The 12,403-nt window shown below is 30.0% G+C and carries 11 protein-coding genes and 1 riboswitch; of the genes, 8 read left to right on the forward strand and 3 right to left on the reverse strand.

Going from position 1 to position 12,403, the window contains the following annotated elements; all coding sequences use genetic code 11:
- Positions 1-19: 19 nt before the first annotated feature.
- From QZ286_RS07210 to QZ286_RS07230, 5 genes are all read left to right on the forward strand, one after another.
- Positions 20-1,303, forward strand: a complete 1,284-nt coding sequence (locus tag QZ286_RS07210) for a PTS sugar transporter subunit IIC (RefSeq protein ID WP_291256284.1) — start codon at positions 20-22, stop codon at positions 1,301-1,303.
- Positions 1,304-1,333: 30 nt separating this feature from the next.
- Positions 1,334-1,639, forward strand: coding sequence for a PTS sugar transporter subunit IIB (locus tag QZ286_RS07215; protein WP_291256285.1), 306 nt, complete (start codon positions 1,334-1,336; stop codon positions 1,637-1,639).
- Positions 1,640-1,695: 56 nt separating this feature from the next.
- Complete coding sequence (gene pepV / locus QZ286_RS07220) at positions 1,696-3,090, forward strand: dipeptidase PepV (protein ID WP_291256286.1); 1,395 nt, start codon at positions 1,696-1,698, stop codon at positions 3,088-3,090.
- 8 nt (positions 3,091-3,098) lie between these two features.
- The gene (locus QZ286_RS07225) at positions 3,099-3,707 is read left to right on the forward strand and encodes a copper homeostasis protein CutC (RefSeq protein WP_291256287.1); all 609 of its coding nucleotides are present in this window, start codon (positions 3,099-3,101) and stop codon (positions 3,705-3,707) included.
- Positions 3,708-3,796: 89 nt separating this feature from the next.
- Positions 3,797-4,669 (forward strand): DMT family transporter, encoded by an 873-nt coding sequence (locus QZ286_RS07230; RefSeq protein ID WP_291256288.1) that lies wholly within the window; start codon positions 3,797-3,799, stop codon positions 4,667-4,669.
- Between the two features lie 65 nt (positions 4,670-4,734).
- Here QZ286_RS07230 and QZ286_RS07235 read toward each other — a convergent pair whose 3' ends face one another.
- Together QZ286_RS07235 and QZ286_RS07240 are read right to left on the reverse strand one after the other, a co-directional pair.
- Entirely contained in the window at positions 4,735-5,691 is a 957-nt protein-coding gene (locus QZ286_RS07235) for a fructose-specific PTS transporter subunit EIIC (RefSeq protein WP_291256289.1), read from the reverse strand.
- A 59-nt stretch (positions 5,692-5,750) separates the two neighbouring features.
- The gene (locus tag QZ286_RS07240; RefSeq protein ID WP_291256290.1) at positions 5,751-7,571 is read right to left on the reverse strand and encodes a fructose-specific PTS transporter subunit EIIC; all 1,821 of its coding nucleotides are present in this window, start codon (positions 7,569-7,571) and stop codon (positions 5,751-5,753) included.
- Between the two features lie 215 nt (positions 7,572-7,786).
- On the opposite strand from QZ286_RS07240, the gene QZ286_RS07245 reads away from it, so the two are divergent.
- Together QZ286_RS07245 and QZ286_RS07250 are read left to right on the forward strand one after the other, a co-directional pair.
- On the forward strand, positions 7,787-8,923 hold the full coding sequence (locus QZ286_RS07245) for a replication initiation protein (protein WP_291256291.1): 1,137 nt from the start codon (positions 7,787-7,789) through the stop codon (positions 8,921-8,923).
- Positions 8,923-9,642 carry a DNA alkylation repair protein gene (locus tag QZ286_RS07250; protein WP_291256292.1) on the forward strand — a complete coding sequence of 240 codons (720 nt, stop codon included), beginning with the start codon at positions 8,923-8,925 and terminating at the stop codon, positions 9,640-9,642. The genes QZ286_RS07245 and QZ286_RS07250 overlap by 1 nt, the downstream gene beginning before the upstream one ends.
- Before the next feature lie 46 nt (positions 9,643-9,688).
- On the opposite strand, the gene QZ286_RS07255 is transcribed toward QZ286_RS07250, so the two are convergent.
- Entirely contained in the window at positions 9,689-11,119 is a 1,431-nt protein-coding gene (locus tag QZ286_RS07255) for an amino acid permease (RefSeq protein WP_291256293.1), read from the reverse strand.
- Between the two features lie 127 nt (positions 11,120-11,246).
- A riboswitch (cobalamin riboswitch) is annotated at positions 11,247-11,424 on the forward strand.
- Positions 11,425-11,604: 180 nt separating this feature from the next.
- Here QZ286_RS07255 and QZ286_RS07260 point away from each other — a divergent pair.
- Complete coding sequence (locus QZ286_RS07260) at positions 11,605-12,345, forward strand: toxin-antitoxin system YwqK family antitoxin (protein ID WP_291256294.1); 741 nt, start codon at positions 11,605-11,607, stop codon at positions 12,343-12,345.
- Positions 12,346-12,403 lie beyond the last annotated feature (58 nt).

Below are 12,403 nucleotides of genomic sequence, written 5' to 3' on the forward strand. Positions count from 1 at the left end.
ATAAAATAGGAGGAGAAGAATGAACAAATTAATTTATATATTAGAAGAAAAACTTGTTCCTATAGCTGCTTGGCTAGAAGCTAATAAATATGTTAATGGAATAAGAAGAGCGTTTGTTATGTTGATGCCAGCATTGATGATAGGGTCATTATTTTTAATGATTCAATCATTTCCATTGCCAGCATATCAAAATTTTATGAAAAGTGTTTTTGGAGATAACTGGGGATCAGTTTTCGATATACCTGTAAATGCAACTTTCTCAATGTTAGCTGTATATGTATCATTTTTAGTTGCTCAACAATTAGCAAAGCAATTTGAATTGGATAGCGTTGCAGTAGGATTGTTATCAACAGTGGCATTCTTTATCTTAACACCTTTAGGAAATACACAAGAGTATGGAAGTGTAATCACTTTTGACTGGTTAGGAAGTAAAGGAATGTTTATAGCTATGATGGTAGGATTCTTTACTATGGTAATATTTAGATTTTTCGTAAAAAGAAATATCTTAGTAAAAATGCCAGATGGAGTACCACCTGAAGTAATTAGATCATTTGAAGCTCTTATTCCTGGAGCAGCAATATTAATAGTAGCACTATTAGTAAGAGTTGGAATGGCTCATACATCATTTGGAACTATTCATGACTTTGTATATAAAGTGATAGCTATACCATTAAAATCATTGGGAACTTCATATATAGGATCTATGTTAACAGTATTCTCAATATCTGTTTTATGGTCAGTAGGAATTAATGCTGGATCAATGGTAAATGGTATTGTTAGACCATTCTGGTTAGAGAACCAATTAGAAAATATAGCAGCAATAAAAGAGGGATTACCTATTCCACACGTTATCACAGAGCAATTCTTTGATATGGTATGGATGGGAGGATCTGGAGCAACACTATCTCTATTATTAGCAATTATAATATTTGCAAAAAGTAAACATATAAAATCAGTTGGAGAGATAGCAGCAGTACCAGGTCTATTCAATATAAATGAACCATTATTATTTGGATTACCAGTAATATTAAACCCAATTATGTTGATTCCATTTAATATAGTTCCATTAGTAGTAGTTACAACACAGTATATAGCTATGAATATAGGACTTGTAGCTAGACCAATTGGAATTGCTTTACCTTGGACAACACCAGCAGTTATAAGTGGATTCTTTGTAGTAGGAGGATTATCAGGAGCTTTAATACAGTTATTTAACTTAGTTTTAGGAGCTATGATCTACTTACCATTCTTAAGAATACTAGATAAAGCATCATTAAAAGAGGAAACAGAATTAGGAGAATAAAAATAGCAGAGTTATAAGGAGAGTGTCAATATGAAAAAAATATTATTACTTTGCTCTAACGGAATGTCAACAAGCTTGATGGTAAAGAAAATGTTAGAAGCAGCAGAAAAAAAGGGAATAGAGGTTGAAATAAAAGCTGTAGGTCTAGAGATGTTTAAAGAAAACTTAGATAAATATGATGTTTTCTTATTAGGACCACAAATTAAATATAGAAAAGCTGAATTTGAGAAGATGGCAGCTGAAGTTGGAAAAAAAGTAGAAGTAATCAATACTATTGATTATGGAATGATGAAAGGGGATAAAGTTTTAGACTTTGCTCTAGGTTTAATAGGATAGTTGAAAAATGAGGAGCAACTTCTTTAGTTGCTCCTTTGTTTATTTGGAGGATAACTATGAAAATTAAAAACTATATAGATAATAATTTTGATAAGATAATGTCAGATGTTATAGATATTATAAAGATAAAAACAGTAAAAGCTGAACCAGTAGGAGATGCTCCATTTGGAGAGAATTTAAAATATGGACTTGAAAAAACTTTGGAATTGGCTCAAAATTTAGGATTTAGAACTAAAAATCTAGATAACTATGTTGGTTATGCTGAGATTGGAGAGGGAGAGGAGTATATTGCTATCTTAGGACATATAGATGTTGTACCTGAAGGAGATTGTTCTAAATGGAGTGTAGATCCATATGGAGGAGAGATAAAGAATAATTGTCTGGTAGCAAGAGGAGCTATAGACAATAAAGGACCAATCATATCTTCATTGTACTCATTAAAGGCTATATTAGAGGAGAATCCACACTTTAATAAAAGAGTGAGAGTGATCTTTGGAACAAATGAAGAGAGTGGAGATGAGGATATAAAACACTATCTAAGCTTAGAAAAACCACCAAAATATGCTTTTACACCTGATGGAAGATTTCCAGTTATATTTTCAGAGAAGGGTATATATACATTTTCTTTTAGAGAGAGAATAGATTGGGATAGAACAGAGGTTTTAGAGATACAAGCTGGGACAAGATCTAATGTAGTTCCTGAACAAGGAAAAATAACTTTAAGAAATAGTTCAGCTACAAAAGTTAAAGAGAGTCTGAAAAAAATGGTTGAACTTTCAAAATGTAGTTTTGAATTATTGGAAGAGGAAGATAGATTGGTAGTGACAGTAAATGGAAAAGCTGCTCATGCAAGTTCACCTGAAAGAGGAATTAACTCAATTTATGGAATGTATTTATTTTTAAATGAGGTATTAGAAGAAAAGGATTCACTTAAAAATTTTGCAAGATTTATAGCTGAACATATTCAAGAGACAACAGACGGAAAACTATTGGGAATAGATAGTTTAAATATGGAAACTGGGGATTTAACTATCAGTGCTGGAATTACTAAAAAAATAGATGAGTATATAAATATAAAATTCAATATTAGATATCCAATATCAACAACAGAGGAGATTTTAGATAGAGAGTTACAATGTAGAGCCCAAGAAAATGGAGTTGTATTCTTTAAGGAGAACCACAATCCACCACTATATTTTGCAAAGGATTCTATCTTAGTAAAAACTTTGCAAGATACCTATAGAGATATTACTGGAAGAGATGAAGAGCCTGCAGCTTTAGGTGGAGGAACTTATGCTAAACTTATGCCAAATACAGTGGCTTTTGGACCAAATTTTAAGGAGTTTAAAGGAAATCCCCACAGTTTTGATGAGTGTATGGACTTGGATATGTTAAAGATTGGAATAGAAGTATATGCTAAAGCTATATTAAAATTAAGTGAGTATATTTAGGAGGAAAAATGTTAAGAGAAAAATGTATTGGGAGCTTTTTAGAAGCAATAGAAGCACAAAAATTAGGAGCAGAGAGAGTAGAACTTTGTGATAACTTAGAAGAGGGAGGGACAACACCTTCATATGGAACTATAAAAATGGTTGTTGACAAACTAGATATTCCAGCTTTTGTAATTATCAGACCAAGAGGGGGAGACTTCTTTTATACAGAAGAAGAGTTAGAGATAATGAAAGAGGATATAAGAGTTTGTAAAAAATTAGGTGTTAAAGGTGTTGTTATAGGAGCTTTAAATAGAGATAATACAATTAATTATGAAGCTATAAAAGAGATGATAGAACTAGCTAAACCTATGTCAATAACTTTTCATAAAGCAATAGATGAGTTGGCAGATCCAGTAGCTGAAGTAAAAAAATTAGCAGATTTAGGAGTTGATAGAATATTGACTTCAGGAACAAAAGAAACTGCTTTAGAAGGAAAAGATATCTTAAATGCAATGATAAAAGAAGCTGGAGATGATATCATAATAATAGTAGCAGGAAAGGTTACAAAGGATAGCCTAAAAGAGATATCTGAAACTATACCAAGCAAAGAGTATCATGGAAAGAAAATAGTTTAAAATTTTTAGTTTTGTATCCTCCTTATTGAAAAAAAGAGAATAATGGGGTATCCTATAATATGAGAATATTTGGTAGGGGGGATACAAATATGGAGAAAAAGAGTATTTATAAGGGGGCACTAATTTTAGTAGCAACCTCTTGGGGAAGTGGATTTCCAATTACAAAGATTGCATTGGAGAGTGGGATAGCACCAAATGCTTTAATGTCAATAAGATTTTTAGTAACAGCATTAATACTGTTTATCTATTTGAAATTTGCTGGAGAAAAACCAACAAGATCAGAGATAAAGTTGGGCTTGGGAGCTGGACTAGTTTTAGGATTGGCATTTTCATTGCAAACAGTTGGATTGTTTTATACTACCTCTTCAAAGAATGCTTTTATAACAGGTGCATACGTTGTAATGGTACCTTTTATCTCTTGGTTGATTACTAAAGAAAAACCAAAAAGTATAATATATTTTGCTTCTTTTTTATGCTTGTTTGGAATAGGATTTCTTTCTTTAGATGGGGATTTTAGCGTGAACTATGGAGATTTTCTAACTTTTGTGTGTGCTATATTTTTTGCTTTGCAAATGTCGATAATTGGAGCTACTATAAAGGGAAAGAACCCTGTTATAGTCAATACTTTTCAAATGTTAAGTGCTGGAATTTTGACATTTGTATTGAATATTTTATTTGAAAATTTCTCTTTAATTAGCACAAAACTAAATACAGTTCAAGTATTGGCTATTGGATTTTTAGTAATTTGTAATACAATGATAGCATATTTAGTTCAAACAGCTGCTCAAAGATATGTGGCTGCTTCTACAACATCTTTGATACTTTCAACAGAGATATTATTTGGAGCATTAGCTTCAGTGATATTTATGGGAGATATTTTAACTATAAAGATGTTATTTGGTGGGATTTTGATATTTGCATCTGTAGTTTTAGCTGAAGGAGATTTCAATTTGAAAAAATAACTAAGAGTATAAAATAAAAAGTTGATTTGTTAAGGAAAGTGTTCCTAGCAATCAACTTTTTTATTTTAAATTTCTTTGTTTACTGGATTTTTAAGGAAATAGAGTAGGAAAATAGCTGCTAGACTACCAATAGCAATGGAAATTAAAAAACCTATTTTATTATCTATAAGTGGCAAAACAATTAATCCACCATGAGGAGCTTTTGAAGTAACGTGAAGAATAGCTGCTGAACAAGCACCAATAGCAGAACTTATAACTGTTATTGGAAGAATTTTAATATCTTTAGTTAAATATATTAGGGCTCCTTCAGTAATTCCAAGTATACCTAAAAATATAGCTAAAATACCAGTATCACGTTCAATTTTTGAAAATCTATTTTTTAAGATATATTGAGCTATTCCTAATGATAGTGGTGGAATGCATATAGCCACAGCAAGAGGGCCCATAATATCATATTTACCATAATCTAAAGTTGTAATGCCATAAATATATGCTATTTTGTTAATTGGTCCACCTAAATCAGCTCCAATCATACCCCCGAGTATAAAGATCAAAAATATAATGTTTTTATCACTTAAGGTATTGAGGTAGACATTTGTATTTTCTATAAAAAAAGTTATTGGTTCTTTTAAAAGATAGAACATAATAGAACTACCTAATAGTGTTGAAGCTATTGGAATAATTATCAGATACATAATAGAGCTAAATTCCAAAGGAACTTTTATCTTTTTTAAAAGTTCAATAAAATATCCAATAAATATTCCTGAAAGAATTCCACCAATAAGTCCAAGATTGATAAATTGAGATAGACTTCCTAAGATAAGAGCGGGAATAAATCCAGTACTACCACACTTTTCTTTAGCGATAAACCCAGCTAGAAGTGGGGGAACAATAAAAAAACTGTAGTTACTTACAATTTTAAAAAAATCTATTTTTGTATATAGGGCGATTATCGCCATTATTCCACCAATAATCACTGCTGGAATAGATTGAATAATACTTTTCATTAAAATTTTTCTCATAAAAATAACCCCCATTCTATATAAATAATAGCATGGGAGTTATTTTTTTTCAACTTGAACTATTTTTTTATTTTTTTAAGTATATTAACCATGATAGCAGTAATTAATGAACCAACAACTATGGCTATAATAAACATCAATTTATTGTCAACAACTGGTAAAACAATAGGTCCACCATGAGGAGCATGATCAGTAACCTTACCAATAGCAGCTATAACAGCACCAATAGCACTACCTGTCATTATAGATGGGATTACTCTTAAAGGATCAGCAGCGGCAAATGGAATAGCTCCCTCTGTAATTCCTATAAGTCCCATAGCAAATGCGGCTTTTCCAGCTTCTCTTTCAGAGATTTCAAAATTTTTACCACCAATCATAGTAGCCAATCCCATTCCAATAGGAGGAATACAGATAGCTACAGCAATAGGTCCCATAACTTCTGGAACTCCTTGAGTGATCATAGCAGATCCAAACAGGAAGGCAACTTTATTGATAGGTCCACCCATATCAAAAGATATCATAAGCCCTAAAATCAATGCTAGAAAGATAGATCCTGCTTGCATTCCTTTAAGGACATTAGTTAAAGCATTCATAAATCCAGATATAGGAGAACTGATAAAATACATCAATATACCTACTAAACCAGTAGAAACTAAGGGAATTACAAAGATTGGCATAATAGGTCTCAATCCAGCTGGGACATTCCAGTTTTTAACCCATTTTGCAATGTAACCAGCAGCAAAACCAGCAACCATTCCACCTAAAAATCCAGCTCCAGCTGTATTAGCCAAAGCACCACCTACAAGTCCAGGAGCTAAACCAGGTCTATCAGCAATACTCATAGCTATATATCCTGATAAAACAGGAATCATAAGTCCAAATGCAGTAACACCTAAATCTAACATTGATTTTAAAAACGGATTTGTAACATCAGCTCCAGCTCCAGCTTTAATTCCAGATAGAGCAATTGAAAGAGCAATAAGAACTCCCCCACAAACAACTAATGGTAACATATTAGAAACACCATTCATTAAGTGTTTATAAGCTCCAGTCTTTTCATTTTTAGCAGTAGTTTTACTCTCTTTTTTAGATGAAGAGTGGAATATTGTACCCTCTCCATTCAGAGTTTTATTGATTAATTCTTCAGGAATTCTAATAGCTTCTTTCACAGGAACTTGTATAAGTTTTTTTCCTTCAAATCTATCCATATCTATGCTCTTATCAGCGGCTATAATAACACCAGTAGCTCTTTTGATATCTTCAGTAGTTAGTTCGTTTTTAACACCAACACTACCATTAGTCTCAACCTTTATATCCACTCCTAATTCTAAAGCTTTATTAATTAATGAATCAGCAGCCATATATGTATGAGCAATACCAACAGGACAAGCAGTTACAGCTACAACATATCCGTCTCTTTTTATTGTTGCTTCATTTTCTTTCTTTTCAACACTGTTAAATAATTTTATTATCTCATCTTCTGTTTTAGCATTATCCAATTTTTCTCTAAATTCATCATTTAAAAGTTTGTTAGTAATTTTAGATAGCATTTCAATATGCTCATCAGTAGTTCCTTCTGGAGCTGCAATCATAAAAAATAATCTTGCTTTCTCTCCATCTAATGAGTTAAAATCTACACCAGTTTCAGATTTTCCAAAAGCTATAGTAGCTTTCTTTACAGCTTTTGTCTTTCCATGAGGAATAGCAATTCCCTCTTCTAATCCCGTAGAAGATGTAGCTTCTCTCTCTTTAACTACTCTTAAATACTCTTCCTTATCATTTAGAACTCCACCTTTATCAAGAATATCAACCATTTCTTCTAAAATCTCATTTTTATTTTTTCCAGTAAGGTTCATTTTAATAAACTCTTTACTTAACATATTCCAACCTCCATCAAATTTTCTCAGTAATAGTTTCTTATGTTCATAATATAAAATAAAATGTATATTTTTGTCAAATTTCATATTTTTAATAAAAAATATCGTCTATTATTTTCTAAAAAAAATATTTTTTTCTATTTTAATAATTTAATTTCGTCTATAAATATGTTAAAATTAAATAAAAAAATTAAAAAAGTTGGGAGAAATTTAAATAAATGAAAAATATTAAAAATATTTTTGTTGATATAAATGTAAGGACTTCAAGATTAGAGGATAAAATTTTTCAAATTATATTAGAAAAAATAAAGAAAAATATAGAGAAAAATGAAAAAGAATATACAATACTAACTTTTAAACAAGAGGAGTTTGAAGTTGAAGAAAAAGAGATAGAGCAAGGGCTAAAAGGCTTGATGAATAAGGGGTTAAAGTTGAGTTATCTAGATGGAGAGAAGGAAAATGTTGTTTCTTTTAACTATGTAGCTGGTTATCAAAAGATAAATGAAACTTTTACAATATTTGTAGTTCCTAGTATAATAAATTCTTTTACAAAGAATAGTTTTGAATATGGAATTTCATTGAGAACATTTTTTTATTTGAGAAAAAAAATAGTGATAAAATTTATGAATCTATTGATAAAAAATATAGAACAAGATAGGGAGATTGAGATAGAGTTGGAAGAACTAAAAGATCTATTAGAAATTTCTAACGATTCTTATGAAAGATTTTTTGATTTTGAAAAAAATATTTTGAAACCTCTTGTGGAAAAACTTAATACATTTTCAAATTTTACAATAAAATATGACAAAATAAAAAAAGGAGAAAATAAAAATAATAAAGTAATTGGAATTAGATTTACTATACATAATATAGAGATTGAAAAGAATAGAGGTGAAACAAACTATTTAATTCAAATTATAAAAAACATGGTACAGGATTATAGGGATATTTGGGAAGAAGTTAATGCTTCTATCCAAAATTATGGATTTGAATCAACTAAAAGAAATTTACTATTTTTAAAGGAAAATGGATTTGAGATAAGTGATAATGAGATAAAAAACTATTTAAGAAATGATGGCAGAAATATCGAGGAAATTTTAAAACTTTCTGATCACATACTTATAAAAGAGAAATATAGTATATATAAGGATATTCCTAGTTTTATAAAGATAATATATGATACAATTATTGCATATGATTTTTATTATTCATTAAACTTTAAATTTTTAAGTGTTATAAAAAACTATATAGAGGGAGAGACACTCTACTATAAAGATTCTACATATATAATTTATGGAAAATATAAAAATAATAAGGGGTTTTTTAAGATATTTGAGTCAAAGGAGCGAAAATAATGGAATTAAAAAATATTGTTTGGGATTTAGAAAAGTATGAAGAGTTTAAAAAATTTCTTTTGTTAGAAGGAGATGAAAAGTATAGAGAGTTTCATTCTAAATTGTTAGGAGTAAAAAAAGATGTTATTGGAATTAGAACACCAGTATTAAAGGAGTATGCTAAAATAATATCTAAAGGAGATTGGAAGGGGTATTTGAAATATAGTGGAGATGAGTACTATGAAGAATCCGTAATAGAAGGTTTGATATTGGGCTATTGTTCTTCAATGTATGAAGAAAGGATAGAATACTTGAATCAATTTATAGAAAATATAGATAACTGGGCTGTTTGTGATATAGTAGTTGCAAATTTAAAATTTTTAAAAAAAGAGCGAGAAAGATATTACGATTTTATAAAAAATTGCATAGAAGCAGACAATTCTTGGAGAATAAGGTTTGGAGTAGTAGTATTATTGGATTTTTATTTGATCAGTGATTATATAGATAATATATTTGAGATCTGCTTAAGGATAAAAAATGAAGATTACTATGTAAAAATGTCACAAGCTTGGTTGATTTCAATTATGTTTATAAAATTTAGAGAAAAAACATTAGAATATCTAAAGAGTCAGAGATTAGATAGTTGGATACAGAATAAAGCTATACAGAAAATCAGAGAATCTAAAAGGGTTAGTATTGAGGATAAAGATCTAGTTTTAAAATTAAGAATTAATGAATAAAAGGTCAGATATAATTTATATCTGACCTCTACTTTAAAATAAATTATCAGTTATTTTGTTTCTTAGCTATTTTAGGGAAGATAAATCCAAGACCTACAAGTACTATTGGAGTTAAGATATTCAAAGTGATTTGGAATATCCATTCAGAACTAAATGGAGCTAAGTTTTTAGGGAAGATTCCCATAAGACAAGCAAAGGCTGTAAAACCAAAACACCAAACACCAACTAAAGTAGCTACTTTATCATTGTTTATAAATTTGAATGCTATATTTGAAGTTAAATTTCTATTTTTAGCAAGTCCTCTAAGTCCTATATAAGCAAGGAAAACCCAAAGATATCTCAAAGGCATAACAATAGAGTTAAGATCTAGTAGCCAGTTATATAGATTATTCATATCACCAATACCTAAAGCAGGGATAATAATAAGAATACCAACTAGTATAGCAGTTAATTTATAACCAGCAATGGGAGCACCGTATTTATTTGTTCTAGTAAATGATGCTGGAATAAATCTACGATCTCCCTCTCCAATTAATATTTTTAGAGGAGCATCTATTGAAAACATCAGAGCAGAAATCTGTCCTAATGTATTAGCAACAGCATATAGGATCATAAGAGAGTTTCCTACTCCATAGTACTCACCAAGTAGTTTAAAAGCATAGTATTGACCGTTCATTTTTAGATCTGAAGGAATATTATTACTATTAAACATTATTCCCATAGCAAGAGATCCTAATAGAGCAGATAATCCAACAGAAGCAGCTAGGATTATCATTCCCTTAGGGAAATTTTTATTAGGATTATCTACATCTTTAACATATGGAGATATCTTTTCACAACCACCAACTGCAAAAACAAGCATAGATATAGTTGTGAAATAAGTGAAATCAAATTTAGGCATAAAAGTTTTCAAACTCCAATCAACAGTGGCAGAGTTTACACTCATTAATGATGGAGCTGCAACAGTTAGAAGAATATATAGTATTCCCATAAAGAACATAGAAGTTCCAGCTAAAGCTCCAATCTTTTTTAATGAATTTATACCTTTTGAAGATAACCATAAAAAAAGTAAAAATAAACAAAGAACAAGTGATTGTAACATCAACGGATTAAAACTTTTAATCATATCACCATTTTGAAAAAATACCCAACTCAAAGCAATCAATGCTCCTTGAGGTTTTTGGGCAAGGTATGGTATATGTACTACCCAGTATGTCCAACCAGCTAAGTAAGCTATCATAGGTCCATAAGTAGATCCAATCCAGCTAGATACACCTCCAGCTTTTTGTTCAAAGGCCGATCCCATCTCTCCTACCATTAAAGCATAGGGTAAGAAATATAAAGATAGTATTAATAGCCAGGATATAACGACAGTAAGACCTTGGTTAGCATAGTTATTAACCACATTTCCAAAGCCCCATACAACTGTGAATCCCATCATTGCAAGAGTACGCCAATTAAGTTTTTTCGTATTCATCAGTCTTTTCTCCTTTTTATAGAATTAATTTAGATAAATTATATCATATAAAATATATAAAGAAAATAAAAAAGATAAAAAGTGATATTGACAAAGAAAAATGTAACGGATATAATTATATTATAAACAAAATAATGGATCAATTGGTTTCAATTTAAACTGAATTAAAAGGGAAGTAGGTGAAAATACTACACGGTCCCGCCACTGTAAAGATGATGAAAGCAGAATACCACTGAAGATATTCGGGAAGGTTGTGAGTAAAGAGATTCTAAGTCAGGAGACCTGCCATTGATTTAATAACTAACTTGCGAGGACGAGTATAGGGGAATAGGAATATTTTCGTATTTTTTGTAATTGTAAATATTAATCCTAGATTTATAACAAAAGGCTAGAAATCCCCTGACTTTAGTCGTGGTGATGAATAGCCTATTTTTTTGTTTTTTAATCGACTGTAAGTCTAGGATTTTTTATTGTGAGGTGAGACTATGAAAAAAAGAGTGGAAAATTTTTTTGATCAAATAACATTCAATGGAAGAGTGTTTATAAAGGGAGAAGATACGCCCTATACAGGCAAGTTAATATGCAAGTACTCCAATGATATTCTGAAAGAGGAAGCTGATTATATAGATGGAATAAAAAATGGTATAGATAAAAAATACTACCCAAATGGGTATTTAAAAGAGAGTATAGAGTATAAGGATAATAAGTTGGACGGAGAGTTTTTGCAATTTTATCCAAATGGAAATTTAAAAGAGTATGTACAATTTAAAGATAATTTAATGAATGGAGAGTGGGTACAATACTATATAGATGGAAGTATAAGGGTAAGAGCTTTTTTTATTAAAGGAAGTCTAAATGGAAAGAGAATAACTTATACTCCTAATGGAGATGTATATGAAAGTATAACTTTTAAAAATAATATTCTGAATGGAGAGAGTATAAAGTACTATAAAAATGGTAATATTCAAGAGATCAAAAACTATAAAATGGGAGAATTAGATGGAAGTGTAACTTATTATTTTGAGAATGGAGATATAGAGATAAAAGAGGAATATCACGAAGCTAAGAAGAATGGAAGATATATAAGATATTATAAAAATGGAATAATAAATGTATTGGGAAATTTTAAAGATAATATGTTAGATGGACATTGGAGTCTATTCTATGAAAATGGAAAATTATTTGGTCAGATTGATTTTGAAAAAGGAAAGGCAGTAAATCTATAAAATAAACTAATAAAAAAAGGAAAGAATTACTTTTTGATAGTAATTTTTTCCTTTTTCT

Source organism: Fusobacterium sp. (genome assembly GCF_019012925.1).
Taxonomy (GTDB): Bacteria; Fusobacteriota; Fusobacteriia; order Fusobacteriales; family Fusobacteriaceae; genus Fusobacterium_A.